Annotated in this window: 14 protein-coding genes and 4 tRNA genes; 9 read left to right on the top strand and 9 right to left on the bottom strand. The window is 46.5% G+C overall.

Going from position 1 to position 18,133, the window contains the following annotated elements; all coding sequences use genetic code 11:
* Nucleotides 1–219: 219 nt before the first annotated feature.
* Entirely contained in the window at nt 220–1,080 is an 861-nt protein-coding gene (locus AC438_RS03865; protein ID WP_162230693.1) for an AraC family transcriptional regulator, read from the top strand.
* Nucleotides 1,081–1,418: 338 nt separating this feature from the next.
* Here AC438_RS03865 and AC438_RS03860 read toward each other — a convergent pair whose 3' ends face one another.
* Complete coding sequence (locus AC438_RS03860; protein WP_053979950.1) at nt 1,419–3,047, bottom strand: NAD+ synthase; 1,629 nt, start codon at nt 3,045–3,047, stop codon at nt 1,419–1,421.
* Between the two features lie 537 nt (nt 3,048–3,584).
* Between AC438_RS03860 and AC438_RS03855 the strand changes: the two genes are divergently transcribed.
* Together AC438_RS03855 and AC438_RS03850 are read left to right on the top strand one after the other, a co-directional pair.
* The gene (locus AC438_RS03855) at nt 3,585–5,210 is read left to right on the top strand and encodes a sensor histidine kinase (RefSeq protein WP_238376310.1); all 1,626 of its coding nucleotides are present in this window, start codon (nt 3,585–3,587) and stop codon (nt 5,208–5,210) included.
* A 104-nt stretch (nt 5,211–5,314) separates the two neighbouring features.
* A complete protein-coding gene (locus tag AC438_RS03850) occupies nt 5,315–6,688 on the top strand; it encodes a sigma-54-dependent transcriptional regulator (RefSeq protein ID WP_053979949.1) in 1,374 nt (457 codons plus the stop codon).
* 25 nt (nt 6,689–6,713) lie between these two features.
* Here AC438_RS03850 and AC438_RS03845 read toward each other — a convergent pair whose 3' ends face one another.
* The 3 genes from AC438_RS03845 to AC438_RS03835 form a co-directional block, all read right to left on the bottom strand.
* Nucleotides 6,714–7,133, bottom strand: coding sequence for a secondary thiamine-phosphate synthase enzyme YjbQ (locus tag AC438_RS03845; protein WP_053979948.1), 420 nt, complete (start codon nt 7,131–7,133; stop codon nt 6,714–6,716).
* Nucleotides 7,134–7,203: 70 nt separating this feature from the next.
* A complete protein-coding gene (locus AC438_RS03840) occupies nt 7,204–7,773 on the bottom strand; it encodes a PhnA domain-containing protein (protein WP_053979984.1) in 570 nt (189 codons plus the stop codon).
* 118 nt (nt 7,774–7,891) lie between these two features.
* Entirely contained in the window at nt 7,892–10,270 is a 2,379-nt protein-coding gene (locus tag AC438_RS03835) for a c-type cytochrome (RefSeq protein ID WP_053979947.1), read from the bottom strand.
* On the opposite strand from AC438_RS03835, the gene AC438_RS16760 reads away from it, so the two are divergent.
* The 6 genes from AC438_RS16760 (at nt 10,269) to AC438_RS03805 (ending at nt 16,894) form a co-directional block, all read left to right on the top strand.
* Nucleotides 10,269–10,526, top strand: a complete 258-nt coding sequence (locus AC438_RS16760) for a hypothetical protein (protein ID WP_053979946.1) — start codon at nt 10,269–10,271, stop codon at nt 10,524–10,526. The two genes, AC438_RS03835 and AC438_RS16760, sit on opposite strands and share 2 nt — an antisense overlap.
* A 403-nt stretch (nt 10,527–10,929) precedes the next feature.
* Complete coding sequence (locus tag AC438_RS03825; RefSeq protein ID WP_053979945.1) at nt 10,930–12,225, top strand: glycerate kinase type-2 family protein; 1,296 nt, start codon at nt 10,930–10,932, stop codon at nt 12,223–12,225.
* 197 nt (nt 12,226–12,422) lie between these two features.
* Nucleotides 12,423–12,755, top strand: a complete 333-nt coding sequence (locus tag AC438_RS03820) for a hypothetical protein (RefSeq protein WP_053979944.1) — start codon at nt 12,423–12,425, stop codon at nt 12,753–12,755.
* Nucleotides 12,756–13,477: 722 nt separating this feature from the next.
* On the top strand, nt 13,478–15,142 hold the full coding sequence (locus tag AC438_RS03815; protein WP_053979943.1) for a nitrite/sulfite reductase: 1,665 nt from the start codon (nt 13,478–13,480) through the stop codon (nt 15,140–15,142).
* A complete protein-coding gene (locus AC438_RS03810; RefSeq protein WP_053979942.1) occupies nt 15,126–15,611 on the top strand; it encodes a DUF934 domain-containing protein in 486 nt (161 codons plus the stop codon). Before AC438_RS03815 ends, AC438_RS03810 begins: the two co-directional genes overlap by 17 nt.
* A gap of 116 nt (nt 15,612–15,727) precedes the next feature.
* Nucleotides 15,728–16,894 (top strand): cation:proton antiporter domain-containing protein, encoded by a 1,167-nt coding sequence (locus AC438_RS03805; RefSeq protein ID WP_053979941.1) that lies wholly within the window; start codon nt 15,728–15,730, stop codon nt 16,892–16,894.
* A gap of 276 nt (nt 16,895–17,170) precedes the next feature.
* On the opposite strand, the gene AC438_RS17320 is transcribed toward AC438_RS03805, so the two are convergent.
* The 5 genes from AC438_RS17320 to AC438_RS03785 all read right to left on the bottom strand — a co-directional run bounded on the left by AC438_RS17320 (nt 17,171) and on the right by AC438_RS03785 (nt 18,132).
* Nucleotides 17,171–17,293: a hypothetical protein gene (locus AC438_RS17320; protein WP_274377603.1), complete on the bottom strand. Its 123-nt coding sequence runs from the start codon at nt 17,291–17,293 to the stop codon at nt 17,171–17,173.
* Between the two features lie 305 nt (nt 17,294–17,598).
* A tRNA-Asp gene (locus AC438_RS03800) sits at nt 17,599–17,675 on the bottom strand.
* A 42-nt stretch (nt 17,676–17,717) separates the two neighbouring features.
* Nucleotides 17,718–17,793, bottom strand: a tRNA-Val gene (locus AC438_RS03795).
* Nucleotides 17,794–17,936: 143 nt separating this feature from the next.
* Nucleotides 17,937–18,013: transfer RNA gene (locus AC438_RS03790), tRNA-Asp, on the bottom strand.
* A 43-nt stretch (nt 18,014–18,056) separates the two neighbouring features.
* Nucleotides 18,057–18,132, bottom strand: a tRNA-Val gene (locus AC438_RS03785).
* Nucleotide 18,133: the final 1 nt, after the last annotated feature.

The following is an 18,133-nucleotide window of genomic DNA, read 5'->3' as shown; positions in this document are numbered from 1 at the left end:
TTTATACACTCCGTTACAAGCTTGCTTATATGGAATACTCAAATCGAGCTACCCAATCAGGCGGCTAGCCTATCGGTACTTATTCTCTTTACTTTAAGCAATCTTCTTAAGGGTCCCGCTCTATTTTTGTATGTTTGCGCACTCACCAAAACCCACTTTCAGCACCAAAAGTGGTATCTTCTGCACCTTGTCCCGCCCTTTTTTATGGTAGGCCTTATATTGGCACTTGGTATAAGTCTGGATCAGGCAAAAGGCTTAGAGCTTAATGACAACCATAGGCTTCTTCATGATATATGCCTATTAATGAAAGGCATACCTACGCTTTATGCTTTAGCGTGTATTCCTGTGGCTATTTCAGCCTCAATCATCATGCAAAACTACTATTCAAACGATTATGCCTTAGGTACAAATTGGTTAAGCGTATTGTGTATGGGTTATGCGGGATACTGGGGCTGGGTGTTTTTTAGTCAGCTCTTTGGTCATGTATTGGTGAATGTTTGGCAGGTTATTCCATCCATTGACAGCTTAGGTATTGCTAACAACTACTTAGCCTTCGTTTTGTTACTCATACTTTTTGGCTATAACATTTCTGTTGCGCAGCAGCAATTAGCTCGCGCTTTGAATGCGATCAAAAAAAACCTACTGCCCGCAGACGAGCCAAGCCATACATTACCGACCCCGCCTCATGCGCCTGATGCACACGCTCATGCGCAAAAAACACCCAGTGATTTAGCGCAGCGCATTCAAAGCCTGATGGTACAGCAAAAACCTCATTTACAGAGCAGTATCACAGCCGAGCAATTTGCGCATTTACTGGGGCGTTCAACTCGCGAAGTCTCAGCTGTGCTCAATCAACACTTTGAGCAAAACTTTTTTGAGTTTATCAACACTTATCGCGTGAACGATGCAAAAGCACTGCTAATCAGCCCAGAGCATATCAATACACCCATCACCCATATTTTGTCTATGGCAGGGTTTAATAGTAAATCGGCTTTTCAGCGGTTTTTTAAGCGTATTACAGGTATGTCGCCCAGCGAATACCGTCAACGGTATGGGTCGGTAAAGAAAACCCCACGATAAGGCCAAATTGGCATGCAGGGCTTCGCTCACTTAGGTGTCAAGTAACTATTCAGAGATACCAACATTAGACACTGATGAATTATTGTCTGGGCCGCTCAAGCCATTCATGGGCGCGATATAAGTGCTCTGGGTACTGACTATAGCCAGAAAATATCCATCAGCACCCTATCAGGTGAACTTTTCAGCTTGGCTAAATAGTTACGGTATCAAAAACATTTATCAGCTATAAGGTGGACTGCCAGCATAAGAGGAAGGTGGTGCTACCCTCTCACTGTGAAAGGGTATTCAATAGTAGAATAAGAAGGATGACATCAAGACAATCAGGCGACCTGCTAGCGTTAGTTTCCTAGCTGCCACCCATTAGTCATGGGGTAACGACGGTCACGACCGAAACCACGCTGTGTAATGCGCGGGCCAATGGCCGCTTGCCGGCGTTTGTATTCATTGATGTCGACCAATCGCAATATGCGGTGTACGGCCTCTGAATCAAAACCGGCGGCAATCACAGCTTCGGCACTGCTGTCTTCTTCAATATATAAGCGCAGAATTTCATCCAACTCTTCGTACGGCGGCAACGAATCTTCATCGACCTGATCGGGTGCCAATTCGGCCGAGGGTGGGCGTGAAATAACTGACTCTGGAATGACTGGCGATACCGTATTGCGGTACTTTGATAACTCGAATACAAGCATTTTAGGCACATCTTTTAAGACATCAAAACCGCCCGCCATATCGCCATATAACGTGCAATACCCCACCGCCAACTCACTTTTATTGCCAGTGGTTAACACCAGTGCGCCCTTTTTATTTGAGATCGCCATCAGCACGACGCCTCGGCTACGCGCTTGTAAATTTTCTTCGGTGGTGTCGGCGGCTAGACCTTCAAATTCTTCGGCTAGCGCGGCACTAAAAGCATGAAATATCGGCTCGATACTGATCGAGCGATACTTAACCCCCATGCGTGATGCCTGCTCTGCGGCATCGTTTTGACTCAGCATTGAGGTATACTTAAACGGCATCATAACGGCCTCTACGCACTCAGCCCCCAAAGCATCTACTGCAATGGCCAGCGTTAATGCCGAGTCAATACCGCCTGACAACCCCAGCACCACGCCTTTGAAGCGGTTTTTATTCACATAATCGCGCACCCCTGTCACTAACGCCTGATAAACACTGGGCAAGTGGCCAGCGTTGTCAGCAAGCTCGGCGGCATTAAACCATAACCCTCTAGAGCCCAATTGCGCACTCACTGCCGTTAAAGAGGTTGCAAATAAAGGCGCTCGATGAACCAAGGTACCACAACTGTTTACCACCATAGAGCCGCCATCAAAAACCAGCTCGTCTTGCCCGCCCACCTGATTAACATACACAATCGGCATACCTGCTTGTACAGCGCGCTTGGCAAGCAGTTGCTCGCGTTCACTTTGCTTATTGATATGAAAAGGCGAGGCGTTTAAATTAAACATCACATCGGCACCGGCTTGTTTCGCCTGCTGAGCAGGACCATCGTGCCAAATATCTTCACAAACGGTCAAGGCAACCTTGATGCCCTCAATTTCAGCGCAGGCAATATTTTGGCCCTCAATAAAATAGCGCTTTTCATCAAACACTTGGTAATTGGGCAAATGCTGCTTGGCGTATTCTATGAGTAGACGACCATTATAAATAATAGCAGCCATATTCATTAAGCCTGCGGCCGTTTGTTTGGGGTAACCCACCACCAAAGCGATACCCTGACTATGCGCCTTCAGTACCTCGATAGCAGCCTTTATACGTGCTTCAAGGCTCGGGCGGAGTAATAAATCTTCAGGTGGGTACCCTGTTAATGTCAACTCCGGAAATACGACAACTTGTGCACCCAGTTCATTTTTTGACCGCTCGGCCGCTTGTACAACTAGCTGCGTATTACCGGGGATATCACCCACTAATGGGTTAATTTGCGCTAACGCCGTGACAAACATTGACATTGATACTTACACCTCGAGTATGCTCCGGCAATGAGCCGGCAATAAACTGTCATTGATACCCCCACAATGATGAAATAGTCCAAGGGTATCAAAATGCGCTATTTTGGTGGAAGTCGCCCAGAAAGCAAAGTATAAATAATAAAAAAGTATCGTCACTGAGCAATACTCCCCCCTCACGCGATTTCATAAACGGCTCAATGGCTCGATATTTTTATGTATCTCGATACTCTTCTCTTACACTCCTCGACTGTGTGCCCGTCAATTCTGTATTTCTACTCTTGCGACATCTCATCGTGATTATTCAGAGATATCGAAATTAAGCGCTCACCAATCATGGAGGGGTCGCCCAAGCCACCCCACCCGTGGGCGCCATATCAGCGCTCTCGACGCTCAAAAACAGAGAAAACACCGCCTCAGCCTCGAGGATATGCAATGCGTTAATTCAGCAGAGTATTCAACCGTACTAAAGCGTTTATAATAACCAACACTATCGAACATGATAATGACTCCCACCCCATTCAATAGAGAATTTCGCCAGTGCTAGAGCATACCTTAACCTCAGTACCGCTAAAGTTAACTGGGCAGCCAGCCTCTCACAATATACGCCTATTGGCGATGTACCAATATATTCGGGTGATTATCGGTCTTTTACTGCTGACACTACAGTTAACCAGCAATTCCCACAGCGTATTAGGCTCTGAAGAGCAAGACACCTACATCTGGGCAACAGCTATTTATATTGCCGTATCAGTACTGACTATTGTGGTGTGGCCACCCATCAAATTGCGCTACTCTCATCATCGCTTAGTCGCTTCATTGTTATTTGATATTTCGACCATGCTGGTTTTATTACATACCAGTGGCGGCGTCGCCAGTGGCTTAGGCTATTTACTGATTATTTTTGTCGCCATTGCGGCCATTTTTATTCCTGGGCGTCTAGCACTGGGGCTAGCCGCTCTAGCAACAGTGATTGTTATTGGTGATAGCGTTTATGCGGCCATCGTGAATAAAGCTGTCGATAAAGATATTTTTTCGTCGGGTGTATTAGGAGCCGTTTTATTTTTAACCGCGCTAACGTTTCAGTTTTTAACCGAAAAAATTCGTACTAGCGATTTGGCCGCTGCTACCCACAGCGCCCATGCCGAGCATTTGCAAAAATTGGCACAAGCCATTATTACTCGTATGCGTACCGGTATTATTGTGATCGATAACACCGGCAAAATTGAACTCATTAATGATTCGGCGCTGCAACTGATGGACCTTCCGCAATCGCGCAGTTACCGTCAAACACAACTCGCTGAGATATCATCGCTCAAGCAATTAGTGGATCAGTGGCGAGCCAATCCTGTCAGCAAACCCGCACAAATTCATACCCTCAACTCGGGCCAACAAGTGCGTGTTAGCCCTGCATTACTCACACTGGGTAACAACCAGCGAACAGTATTGTATATCGAAGATAATCGCGCACTGGCACAGCAAGCGCAGCAATTAAAACTCGCCTCACTGGGGCGTTTAACCGCCAGTATTGCCCATGAAATTCGCAACCCACTCGGCGCCATTAGTCACGCTTCACAACTGCTTAATGAGTCATCACAAATCAATGACGCCGACAAAAGACTGCTCGATATTATCCTGAGCCACTGCGCACGCGTTAATCAAATCATAGAAAACACCCTCTCTATATCGCGGGGGCAAGAAATTCAAGCCCTACCACTAACACTCAATGAGTGGCTACCGACTTTTAAAAGTACTTATGAGCAAGGCAGCCAAGCCACCATTGATTTACATATTGAACACAACAATCTACAAGTTCGCGTAGATGCCTCCCACTTATCACAAGTACTCACAAACTTATGCGACAATGGCGCCCGTTATAACGCCAAAACGACTGGTCAGCAGTGTGTGATCTTGCGTGCTAACCTTAATCCTAATAGCGATGCAGCTTTTATCGAGGTGATTGATAATGGCCCTGGGATTCCTGAGCAAGAGCTTGAAGATATTTTTAATCCCTTTTTTACCACCGATGCTGAGGGCACAGGTTTAGGGCTTTATATTTGTAAAGAGCTGTGTGAAATAAACCAAGCCGTATTAAGCCATAAGCCCAGTACGCTAGGGCGCACTTGCTTTCGCATCGACTTTACACACCACCAACGCATGAATTAAAAACGCCGACACTCAAGGGCTCAAAAATTAAAGCTAAAAAGCTGACCGCATTATTTTATAAGACCTGCATTCTTTTATAAGACCTACAACACAGATAAGTAACTATGAACCACGCCTTAAGTGCCCTAATTATTGATGACGAACCCGATATTTGTGAACTGCTAGATATGACCCTTAGCCGCATGAATATCCAATGCGCTATAGCAAACAACGTAGTCAATGCTAAAACGCTCCTCGAACGTAAGAACTTTAATATTTGCTTAACCGATATGCGCCTACCTGACGGTAGCGGCTTAGATATTGTGCGCTTTATTCAAGGCCACTGTCCTTCACTGCCAGTGGCGGTTATTACTGCGCACGGTAATGTTGATGTCGCCGTTGAGTCTTTAAAGGCAGGCGCTTTTGATTTTTTATCAAAGCCCGTCAATTTAGCTAATTTGCGAACACTGGTACAAAATGCCATTGCCTCCAATCAAATGCCAGAGCCCACGATTAAAATCAAATCTCGTTTACTTGGCGATTCACCTATTATTCGCGCTCTAGGCAAAAATATTGGTAAATTAGCGCGCTCACAAGCCCCTGTGTATATCACGGGTGAGTCGGGCAGCGGTAAAGAGCTTGTTGCACGCTCCATGCACGAACGTGGCCCTCGCGCCGATGCACCTTTTTTAGCTGTCAACTGCGGCGCGATACCGCGTGAGCTCATGGAAAGTGAGTTTTTTGGCCACAAGAAGGGGTCTTTTACTGGCGCTCATCAAGATAAAGAGGGCTTGTTTCGTGCTGCAGAAGGCGGCACTTTGTTTTTGGATGAGGTCGCTGATTTACCCTTAGATATGCAAGTTAAGCTATTGCGTGCCATTCAAGAAAAGGCCGTGCGCGCCATTGGCGGCTCAGCAGAAGAACCTTTTAATGTCAGAATATTATGCGCCACACACAAAGATTTAGAAGCCGAAGTTGCCGAAGGGCGCTTTAGGCAGGATCTATTTTATCGCCTCAATGTTATTCAACTCAATGTTCCCCCGTTACGCGACCGCAAAGAAGATGTTGTCTTATTGACTCATTTTTTATTAGATAAACTCGCCAAAGATATGAGTGCTGCCACACTCAAAATATCGCCTCAAGCACTTAACGAGCTAGAGCGCTATCAATTCCCGGGCAATGTACGTGAACTCGAAAACATTCTAGAGCGCGCTTTTACTCTATGCGAAACAGACACCATTGAAAGCCACGACCTACAGCTTAAGCACAACGCTATACTCACCGAAAATCTACCCGCCACGCATACTGCTGTCAATCACTATGAGCGGGCCTTACAATTTGAAAATATTGACGAGTATTTAGCCGATATTGAAAAAGATATTATTTTAGGCTCTCTTGAAAAACTGCGCTGGAATAAAACCATGGCCGCCAAAGAACTTGGTGTGACATTTAGGTCTTTGCGCTATCGCATGCAAAAACTAGGGCTAGAAGAAGACTAAAAAAGGGCTATAAAGCCCTCCTTTTTTATTCACCATTCAAAGTTAAAACGAGAGTTCTAGCGCCACCGTTGTTGCGGTGCTCGCACAGATAAATACCCTGCCAAACACCTACATTAAAAGCACCGTTTTTGATAGGCACGGTTACGCTTGAACCTAAAATACTCGCTTTAAGATGCGCTGGCATATCATCACTGCCCTCATCATTATGCAAATAATAAGGCTGATCCTCGGGTACCGCACGACTAAAATAGCTTTCGAAATCTTGTCGTACCGTAGGGTCAGCATTTTCGTTCACCGTTAACGACGCCGAGGTATGCTGAATATGAACATGCAGCAGCCCCACCTTGACGGCAGCCAATTCAGGCAAGCTGGCAAGCACTTCACGCGTAACTAAATGAAAACCTCTTGTCCGCGCCTTTAACCGGATCTCTTTTTGTAACCACATCAGGAGTCTCCATCATAAGTGTTAAACATTTGCGGGCGGCTATACCGTCTATAACAACATCGTTATGCCGTTATGATTTTTTCACGTAACAGCTTAAAATCACAATACGCTGCCCTTCTACACGGCCTTCGATGTGCTCCGGATTACTCGTTAGCGATATTCCGCGCACAGCTGTACCACGTTTAGCCACAAGGCTCGAGCCTTTAACCGGCAGATCTTTAATAATAACAATATTGTCACCGGCAGCTAAGCGCACGCCATTACTATCTCGGCAATCAACGGCATCTTCGTCTTCTTCTTCGATTCCTGCTTGTGCCCAGGCTTTTAGCGCATCATCTAAATACAGCATATCTTTTAAGTCATGCGCCCAGCTTTCATTTTCTAAACGGTTTAATAAGCGCCACGCCATCACTTGCACGGCCGGCGTCGGGCTCCACATGGTATCGCTTAAACAGCGCCAGTGGTTAGGCTCTAATGCGGTACCTTCAGGCAGCTGCGCGCAGCACTTTTCACAGGCTAAAATCGTAGCATCCGCTTGACCCTCTGAATGAGGCAGCTCAAAGGGCTGATTATTATCATCACTGCCGCACAATTCACACTGATGGTTTGCGCGGGCTAATAAATTACTATCTATCCTCATTGGATTTTCCACATCAATAAAAGGGATATTATGCCATAGACAGGGTAAACCGCTGAATTTAACGCAAAAAAAACCCGAGCTAATCATGGCTCGGGTTTTTCAATAGGTGGCTCAGGGGTTAATTACAACCAATGCGGCCTTCCGTCGATACCGCGATATCGTCAAACCAAATATTTTCGACACCTTTATTATCACCAAACGCTCTCCAGCCCAGTGTGACGTGATTATTCACTCCACTCATGCTGCCACTAAAGAACTTACCGGGGTCTCGCGCCCAATCGGCCGCTTTAGTCGCTTCAAAAAGGAGTTGATCATCCATCCAAGCATACACTTTATCAATCGCATTGCCTTTAACAACAGCAAACTCTAAACAAACCCATTGGTTGGCAGGGATTGTTTCAGTAGGTACGACCTTTTCTGTACCGGCATCAATACTCACGGGTAAGAAGGCGCCAAGAATAGCATCTTGCACAGTACCAAAGCGCAGCTCTTCTTTATTTGAGCCACTCATTTCAGTAGAGTAAGACATGAAGTGTACATGGTTACCATCAGCACCTTTAACACCACCGCCTAATTCAACCGGAATATTCATCCAAAAGCGTGTGTAATAGGCATCTTTGCCATCGGGTAAATCCTGGAAAATAAACGATGGCTGAATCGACTGACCACCGGTTTTAATTCTGACCGAATTAGAACCAGAATGCGCCTTACTTGAATCGATTAAGGCAAAAGTCGTGTTGCTAGAGTTATTATTTTGCATATCAATTTGGTATTGTAGAAATGTTTTCCAACCAGCGGGTACTGAATTATTATCTTGACCTTCAAAGTCATCATTAATAATCAAGTTACCGTTACCCGTTGCAGGCGGTGTACTGCTGCCACCCACTACAGGAAGATCTTTACCGTTTAACTCATTCCACACATAATCAGCTATTTGCGCGGCACAATCGCCTGCTGGCGTACACGCTGGCATAGGGCCTTTACCCTCTTCGATAATTTTTTTGATGCCATCGTAATCATCGTTGTTACACAAATCGCAACTATTACCACCTGCTGTAATATCAGCAACGATAGGTCCAAAAGGCCCTCCGGTACCATCAGCACCATGACAGCCACTACAAGTACTGGCCTCATACAGCGCCTTACCGGCCGCAACACGCTCGGCGCGCTCTTGCTCAGAAACACCTTCGGGTTCTGCTGGTGCGCTCGATGAGCTCATAGGCGCAGAGCTTGACGCAGGCGGTGGAGTACCACCGTTGACAACAGGAAGATCTTTACCGTTTAACTCATTCCACACATAATCAGCCAATTGCGCGGCACAATCGCCTGCTGGCGTACACGCTGGCATAGGGCCTTTACCCTCTTCAATAATTTTTTTGATGCCATCGTAATCATCGTTATTACACAAATCACAACTATTACCACCTGCTGTAATACCAACAACGATAGGTCCAAAGGGCCCTCCGGTACCATCAGCACCATGGCAACCACTACAAGTACTGGCCTCATACAGCGCCTTACCAGCCGCAACACGCGCGGCACGCTCTTGCTCAGAAACACCGGCTGGCGCACTGGATGAGCTCATGGCAACAGAACTCGAAGCGGGTGCAGAGCTTGAAGACATAGGTGCAGATGAAGGCGTACCGCCACCGTCGACTGACGTAGGCTCATAACGCACCTCAAATGTACGAATAGAGATATTCATCTCTTTAAAGTCTTCTTCAGGCTTGTCTGCTAAAGTTGTCCATTCGTTATAACCATAGGCATTACGTACTACATAACCGTGGGTTTCTGGTGAGCCATTACCTAAGGTTTCTGGGTTTAGGTGTAAGCGACCGAAGTTCGCGTTATCGGCATTGCTCTGGCTAACGGCTGTTTTTTCCCAGTTGGCGCCACTCCAAAAGTAAAAGCCATTTTTAGGGATACTAATACGCACCCATTGGTCAGCATACACATCTTGGTCTAACTCAATAAACACTTCGCCACGTACGCTGTTGTTATTCGCATCTGGGTCGCCTAGCGTAATGGCAAAGTTAATTTTGCCGTTATCTACTTTTGCTACGCCATCAGCGCCAATGGTTGACTCAAACTGGCTCAGTAAATCAGCTTGAGTCGGCACATCGGTCAAATCACTATTAATGCGCAATTCAAGCACAACGCTATCGATATCACCCATTTTGCCGCTAACACTCTGAGTTGAAAACCCATTGGAGTGCTGACCATCGGTATCGACTAACTTTTTAAGCCAGGTGCCTTCGTGGACTTTACGGTTATCACACGATGGGTCGTTAACGCCGTTGCGCTGCAAGCTGTAATCGTTCGCGCCTTGGCGTGCTAAATTCGCGTAAGCAGCTGAGTTGAATTCTTTGTTAAAAAACTGACCATTAAATGCACCGCTGCCATCAAACAATATTGCGGCACGGCCGGTGTAATCATCGGGGTCATTACAACCAATTTTAGTGATGGTATACGGTAAGTCAGTCGCCGGAGGCGCCATGCTAGACGAGCTAACGACCGATGAAGAGCTCTCGACAACACTTGAGCTGCTTGGGGCTTCGGAGCTCGAGACAACAACACTTGATGACGATTGCGCCACCGAGCTTGAAGAGGGGGCAACGGAGCTTACAGACGAAACGATAGAACTTGAAGCGTCAACGCTAGAAACTGGCGTCGTACTGCTGCTTGGCTGCGAACTGCCGCCACAAGCCGATAAACCGACAGACGCAGTCGCCATAAGCGCAGTACGCCAGTGACGTGCTATAGCCTGTTGTAATGAAGAATGAAGCATATGTTGCCCTCTTGGTGATGAAATCACACAGTTGTTAACTATTTTTAGAGTGGTGTCTTTCAATATAAAACAAGCGCCTGTCACACATTCAATACGCAGGCAGCCGCTATTTGATGGCGCCAAATATATGAAAGCTAAACCGCTATAACAAGGAACTGTTTAGCAAACGACAAAAAATACCGTATTTAGTGATCTATGGCACTCTATTCGCATGACGTTATTCACATCCAATATTGATAAACAACTGGGCCTATCAACAAGCGACGGCCTCAATACGAAGCCACCGATAAGAACATCCGCGCCAAAAAAAAGGTCGATAAAGCGCAACACTCAATCGTGTTTACATTCAGATAAAATAGGGAGTTCCTATGCCAGCCAACACCGCCGTCCCATGCTTAGCCCAGCCCTTAACTGCCAGTACCGCCGAGGCTTTTTTAAAAGATCTATTTAGCCTTGCCGTTGCCGCCAGCCATCCCGCTCAAACACTGCCGCGCTACTTACCCAAAGACACCACAGGCAAAGCCTTGGTGATAGGTGCAGGTAAGGGAGCTGCGGCGATGGCAAAAACCTTTGAAGCCCACTGGCAAGGCCCTGTTCGCGGTCTTGTTGTCACCCGCTACGAGCACGGTGAACACTGCCGTCATATTGAAGTAATAGAGGCGGCCCACCCCGTACCCGACGCTCAAGGTACGCTCGCCGCCGAGCGCACGCTCGCCTTAATCGACTCCGCTGCGCCCGATGAACACATATTTTGCTTGCTCTCTGGCGGTGGCTCATCATTGCTAAGCTTACCGGCAACAGGCATTAGTTTGGCGCAAAAACAAGCCATCAACAAAGCACTGCTCAAATGTGGTGCAAGCATTGATGAGATAAACTGCGTGCGCAAACATTTATCAGCCATTAAAGGCGGCCAGTTAGCCTTGCGGGCAAGCCCGCGTCCAATTACCACGTTTGCGATATCCGATGTGCCTAACGACAGTCCCGATATCATCGCCTCTGGCCCAACCGTTGCCGATCCAAGTACCCGCGAACAAGCGCTGAATATTGTAAAAAAATACGCCATCGCGCTGCCCAATAACCTTGCCAATTGGCTGCACAACCCCGATAGCGAAACCCCAAAAACTCTGAGTCATAGCGCCAGCTATCAGCTTATTGCTACCCCCATCGATGCCCTCAATGCCGCTGCTGAGTTTGCCCTAGCACAGGGCATTACGCCACTTGTGCTGGGCGATAGTATTGAGGGCGAAGCTTGTGAGGTCGCTAAAGTATTTGCTGGTATTGCCAAATTCACTGCCAAGCACAATCAGCCACTACCCAAGCCTTGTGTTATTTTGTCGGGCGGGGAAACCACCGTAACAGTCAAAGGGCATGGCCGCGGCGGCCGCAATGCCGAATTCTTATTATCGCTGTTTCACGAGCTCAAAGGACAAACCGGTATTTACGCGCTCGCTGGCGACACTGACGGGATAGACGGCACAGAAGATAATGCCGGAGCACTATTTAGCCCCAGCGATTACACCAAGGCGCAAGCATTGGCACTCAATAGCGCAGATTATCTTGCCAACAACGATGGCTACAGCTTTTTTGAATGCTTAAATCGTTTAATCATGACTCAACCTACCCGCACTAACGTCAATGATTTTAGAGCTATTTTGATTATATAAGCCCTTTTGTCATATAAGCCCTTTTGTCATATAAGCCCTTTTGTCATATAAGCCCTTTTGTCATATAAACGCTTTGATATGGGTAGGCTAACGGCACCATCACCTAAGACGTCTATAATTAAGTCAATATACCGCCTAAATAGCGACTCAAGACTCATCATTTAACTATAGCTCACCCACATATCGAGGCACCTCATATGCAAATGACCATAGCAGAAGCGATTCATCGATTTGAAGAGTTACTCTCCACTTTGGACCATGCCTACTGGGAAAGCGCTAATATTGAACGTAAAGATGCATTATTTGATGTGATTAGTATTTTTGCACTGGAGCTACGCGAGCTTGCTAAACTCAGTGTCGAAGATCACTATCTCACCTACGAGCCCATTTCTACCGGCGCTCGTAATGTACAACTGAAACTACAAAACATGCACAAGCAGTTAGATGCATGGTCTATACGCTCAACAACGATCAATAACTTACGACTTCAACTACCGCAAGTCACCAACGCCTTAGCACCAAGCACTTAGAAAGACAACTTAAGTACGCAAGCTCGCCGATCCGAGCAATTGACACCAACACCGAGCACACATATCAACATTTTATCGATGCCCATCAAAAATCAACATATAGCCATAGTCGCCATAAAATTTTAGACTTAACGCAAAAACGTTTAACAAAAACTTCGAATCAACTGGCACTTTAAACAACTTGAACGATACTTATAAGTATCGGTGGCGCGCATTCCCCCAAGTGTTATGCGCCACTGTAGAGCTTAAACAATGTGCGTAGTTTGTTGAGGCTTGATTAAGGTTTACCCTTAATGTTTCACTCCTAATGGTCCTGGCCCGGCGCTTATTTGCGCCGGGTCTTTTTTACCTAGCATAGCCAGCGCGTTTACTCATAATACTCGGATCACCGCCAACTCAAGTATTTAACCCGCACTATTCGACTTATAATATTCACGCTGCAAGACTTAAACCCTCAATCCATAACTATTGATACAAATACCGACGCAATCGAAGATTATATCGCCAAAACAATTGCACATTCACCTCGGTTTTACGAATAACCAACACGCTACGCGCGCGCATTGCTTTTGGCGGGCGCTTTTTTGCTGTATGCTTCGCTTCGCTTAATTGCACGACACCCTACGCTTTTGCAACCTGAGCAAGCCAAACAAAGTGCCGCTTAATAAAAAGCCGGCAGCGCAAGTATTTTCTATCGATTGACCTCAAAGGTAACCATCTCCATGTACGTTTACGACGAACATGATCGACAACTGATCGCCCAGCGCGTGGCGCAATTTCGCCGCCAAACAGAGCGCTACTTAGAGGGCTCGCTGCCCGCCGAACAATTCTTACCTATACGCCTACAAAACGGCTTATACGTACAGCGCCTTGCGCCGATGCTACGCATTGCCGTACCTTATGGCCTACTTAACAGTAGGCAGCTGCGCAAACTTGCACATATTAGTCGGCACTACGATAAAGGTTACGTGCACGTCACGACACGCCAAAACATTCAATTTAACTGGCCAGCACTCGAAGAGGTTCCCAATATTCTTGAGGAGCTTGCCGACGTTGAAATGCATGCCGTGCAAACAAGTGGTAATTGCATACGCAATACCACCACCGATCATTTTGCAGGTGTTGCGCCTGACGAGCTCATTGATCCACGCCCTTACTGCGAAATTATTCGCCAGTGGTCTACCTTTCATCCAGAGTATGCGTTCTTACCCCGCAAATTTAAAATTGCCGTATCAGGCTCGGATGAGGATCGAGCTGCCATTCGATTCCATGATATAGGCTTGCAGTTAGTCACCAATAATGAAGGCGAAATTGGCTTCACTGTAATGGTTGGCGGGGGTCTAGGCCGCACACCAGTGATTGGCAAAGTCATTCGTGAATTTTTACCAGAGCACGACCTACTCACCTATCTTGAAGCCATTTTGCGAGTTTATAACCTTCGCGGGCGCCGTGATAATAAATATAAAGCACGCATCAAGATTTTAGTTAACGCCATGGGCATAGAGGCCTTTAGTGAAGCCGTTGAGCAAACATGGCAAAAACTGCAAGACAGCCCAACCCGCTTAACCGACAAGGAAATTAAACGCACAAAAAGCTTTTTTACTGAGCCAGACTACCAAAGCTTTGACGATACCGCTGAAATGGCCGAAATCAACCGCCTTCGCGGCGAAAACACCGCCTTTGCCCATTGGTTAGCCCATAACGTACACCCGCATCGCATGGCCGGTTACCGCGCCATTACTTTATCGCTCAAGCCGACCGGTGTCGCCCCAGGCGATATTACTGACAGCCAACTCGAGACTATTGCTAACCTAGCCGATGAATACTCTTTTGGCGAAGTGCGCACAACACACTTGCAAAACATGGTGCTTGGCGATGTGCCTGCACACAAACTCTATGAGTTGTGGCAAACACTTAGTACTCATGGCTTTGCCACCGCCAATGTCGGCACACTCACCGATATGATTTGCTGCCCAGGAGGTGATTTCTGCTCGCTAGCGAATGCAAAATCTATCCCCGTGGCCGAGGCAATTCAGCGCGAGTTTGACAACCTTGATTATCTTTATGATTTAGGGCCATTAGATTTAAATATCTCAGGCTGCATGAACGCTTGCGGTCATCATCACGTCGGTCATATTGGCATTTTAGGTGTCGATAAAAAAGGCGAAGAGTTTTATCAAATACAGCTAGGGGGCAACGCCAAAAACAACGCTGCACTCGCAAAGGTACTCGGGCCAGCTTTTTCACGTGCCGAAGTCACCAACGCAGTCAAAACAATCATTAATGTTTACCTCGAGCAACGCCAAAGTGATGAAAGCTTTCTTGACGCTTATAACCGCCTAGGCCTTGCCCCATTTAAGGAGCGCGTATATGCCAAAGCTAATTAAAAACGGCACCACCGAGGCTTTTCACTGGCAAATTCTACGCGATAGCGATGCGGTTAGTGCGACCGATTTAAATAGCGGCCAATATCTAATTCCGCTGAACGATTGGCTAGCCGCACCGACACCCTCTCGCAATGTGGGTGTCTGGCTAGCCATAGACACCCAACCAGAAGAGCTCACCAAGGCCCTTAAAAACCTTGAGACTATCGCTATTGAATTTGGCTCCTTTATGGATGGTCGAGGCTTCTCTCTCGCCCACATTTTACGTGAGGATTGCGATTTTAGCGGTGAACTACAAGCCGCGGGCGGCTTTATGCAAGATCAGCTATTTTATCTAAAGCGCTGTGGCTTTAATGCCTTTGTTGTGCCCGATGATGCAGATACCGACTCCATGTTAGTCAGCCTTGGTGATTTCAGTGATAGCTATCAAGCCGCTTGCGATGAGCCAAGACCATTATTTAGGCGTCGATGATTGCCTTGAGTCTTCAAAATACATCAAGAAAACAAAAGGGGTGCTATTAGCACCCCTTTTTTTGCCCTATGATGAAAGCCTAGCCCACCCCGTGCATTCGCAGGAAGCCACCCACCATGACAGGCCACCTCTTTGACGCATTTTTTCTTATTTTTACTGGCTCAGCAATAGTTGCATCACTAGCACTGTTTACTCGCCAACCTCTACTGGTGGCGTATATTGCCGTAGGCGTAGCTCTAGGCCCTTACGGCCTTAAAATTGTCCCTGATATCAATATTGTCAGTGAGATTTCTCACATTGGGATTGTTTTTTTGTTGTTTTTGCTCGGGCTAGACATGCAGCCTAGTGCGTTACACCGGGTATTTAAAGAAATCTCTAGCACTGCCATTATTAGCTCACTCCTATTTGCCAGCCTTGGCTACACAACAGGCCTTGCATTTACCTTTACCCATACCGAAGCGTTAGTGCTCGGCATGACTATGATGTTTTCAAGCACGATCATTGGCATCAAGTTGCTACCAACAACAGTTCTACATCACAAGCAAACAGGCGAGCTCATGGTGGGGCTTTTATTATTCCAAGACTTCCTAGCGATCATTTGCCTGCTCATTTTAGCCAGAGGCGCACCCGGTGAATTTAACGTGAACGAGCTAGGTCTCGCCTTTATCGCCCTCCCCGCTCTTGGCATAGCTGCTTTTTCATTTGTTAGATATGTACTGCTAGCACTTATCGCCCGCTTTGATCGCTTCCATGAATACATTTTTTTAATTGCCATTGGCTGGTGCTTAGGGCTAGCAGAGCTTGCACAAATGATACATTTATCGGCTGAAATAGGTGCATTTATTGCTGGTATATCACTCGCGACCAGTCCAATTTCACAATTTATTGCCCTCAACCTTAAACCATTGCGCGACTTTTTTTTGATTTTATTCTTTTTTGCATTAGGTGCTCAACTTAATATCGCTTTACTGCCCGAGCTAGCCCTGCCTATCATCGCCGTCTCGGTATTCGTACTCACGACCAAACCAATTACCTTTTACGCACTACTCTGTCGCAAAAGCGGGCGCAAAGGGCTAGCTTGGGATATTGGCTTTAGATTAGGACAAATCAGCGAGTTTTCGTTACTGCTAGCTATAGTCGCTTCTAGTAACGATCTTATTGGGGAGCGTGTAAAGATTATTATTCAAAGTGCTGCTATTGTGACATTTATTGTTTCCAGCTACATCGTGATTTTTTGCTTTCCCAACCCTATTGCGATCAGCGAAAAACTCCGAAGGGACTAAAAGCACAACCCTCAACAATAGCAATAGCTAAACAAGAGAGGAACCGGTCGCAAAGGGCCGGTTATAGGTCTGAATAATCATCCACAGCGTCATCGTCGTCACACAACAACAGCTCTGGGGCATCGAGTAACTCTTCTAAGTAGTCTTGCATGGGTATCTCCTTAATGATGATTAACGGTAGTTTTTTAGAGCTTAGTCAGTGTCTTCTGTTTTTATGACAACGATATGACAAAATAACTTCAGTATTTATCACTTTTTATCATAAAAATAAGGTAGCTATTCAGGGATACCGAAATTGGGCACTAATGAATCATTGTCTGGACCGCTCAAGCCATCTACGACTTTGCGCTCCTCGACTTGCTCCTCGATATTACGCTCCTGCAAAGTGTAATCTTGCATATCCTTATGCAGGTGCAAACTCTACCCCACGTACCCATGCTGGGCTCGGCGCTTAAATGCCCAGAAAATAATCTATCAATACCCTATCGAGTGATTTTTTCAACTTGGCTGAATAGTTACAAAATAAGAGCCATCAACCATGACAGCAATTACACACCAACATGCAAAAGCTTAGCAAAGTCTCATAAAAGCGCAAATTAAGGACAATCATAAAAGAAGGTGCAAGGATACTGAGCATTAAGGCGCAAGAATAAAAGACGAGCAATAAAAAAGCCACACATAAAATGCGCGGCTTTTTTGAATAGTGGCGGACTGGACGGGACTCGAACCCGCGACCCCCGGCGTGACAGGCCGGTATTCTAACCAACTGAACTACCAGTCCACTAACTTCTTTCCATTACTTTGTTTATTAAAACAAAGAATATGGTGGGTGGTACAGGGGTCGAACCTGTGACCTACGCCTTGTAAGGGCGCCGCTCTACCAACTGAGCTAACCACCCCAAGAAGAGGTGCGCATTTTACAGATTGAATATCTTATGTCAATCACTAAAATACATTTTAAAATTAAGCAGGTAAGCAATGAATTACTTACCTGCTTAAGCAACGCTGTATAAGCTCTAAGCTATACAGCGTTATCAAATAGTGGCGGACTGGACGGGACTCGAACCCGCGACCCCCGGCGTGACAGGCCGGTATTCTAACCAACTGAACTACCAGTCCACTATCTCTCGAGCCAACATTTTGATTCACTGAATAAAAGTATTGGTGGGTGGTACAGGGGTCGAACCTGTGACCTACGCCTTGTAAGGGCGCCGCTCTACCAACTGAGCTAACCACCCG

It is taken from the genome of Marinagarivorans algicola, assembly GCF_001292705.1.
GTDB lineage: Bacteria > Pseudomonadota > Gammaproteobacteria > Pseudomonadales > Cellvibrionaceae > Marinagarivorans > Marinagarivorans algicola.
Note: the sequence above shows the minus strand (reverse complement) of the source record. Positions and strands in the feature narration are given on the sequence as shown.

What these genes read in the sequence shown, in the direction of transcription:
- AC438_RS03835 (WP_053979947.1), bottom strand. Translation starts at nt 10,270, where the DNA reads ATGGCGCCTCCGGCGACTGACTTACCGTATACCATCACTAAAATTGGT.
- AC438_RS03805 (WP_053979941.1), top strand. Translation starts at nt 15,728, where the DNA reads ATGACAGGCCACCTCTTTGACGCATTTTTTCTTATTTTTACTGGCTCA.
- AC438_RS03810 (WP_053979942.1), top strand. Translation starts at nt 15,126, where the DNA reads ATGCCAAAGCTAATTAAAAACGGCACCACCGAGGCTTTTCACTGGCAA.
- AC438_RS03845 (WP_053979948.1), bottom strand. Translation starts at nt 7,133, where the DNA reads ATGTGGTTACAAAAAGAGATCCGGTTAAAGGCGCGGACAAGAGGTTTT.
- AC438_RS03850 (WP_053979949.1), top strand. Translation starts at nt 5,315, where the DNA reads ATGAACCACGCCTTAAGTGCCCTAATTATTGATGACGAACCCGATATT.
- AC438_RS17320 (WP_274377603.1), bottom strand. Translation starts at nt 17,293, where the DNA reads ATGCAAGATTACACTTTGCAGGAGCGTAATATCGAGGAGCAAGTCGAG.
- AC438_RS16760 (WP_053979946.1), top strand. Translation starts at nt 10,269, where the DNA reads ATGCTAGACGAGCTAACGACCGATGAAGAGCTCTCGACAACACTTGAG.
- AC438_RS03825 (WP_053979945.1), top strand. Translation starts at nt 10,930, where the DNA reads ATGCCAGCCAACACCGCCGTCCCATGCTTAGCCCAGCCCTTAACTGCC.
- AC438_RS03840 (WP_053979984.1), bottom strand. Translation starts at nt 7,773, where the DNA reads ATGAGGATAGATAGTAATTTATTAGCCCGCGCAAACCATCAGTGTGAA.
- AC438_RS03815 (WP_053979943.1), top strand. Translation starts at nt 13,478, where the DNA reads ATGTACGTTTACGACGAACATGATCGACAACTGATCGCCCAGCGCGTG.
- AC438_RS03820 (WP_053979944.1), top strand. Translation starts at nt 12,423, where the DNA reads ATGCAAATGACCATAGCAGAAGCGATTCATCGATTTGAAGAGTTACTC.
- AC438_RS03860 (WP_053979950.1), bottom strand. Translation starts at nt 3,047, where the DNA reads ATGTCAATGTTTGTCACGGCGTTAGCGCAAATTAACCCATTAGTGGGT.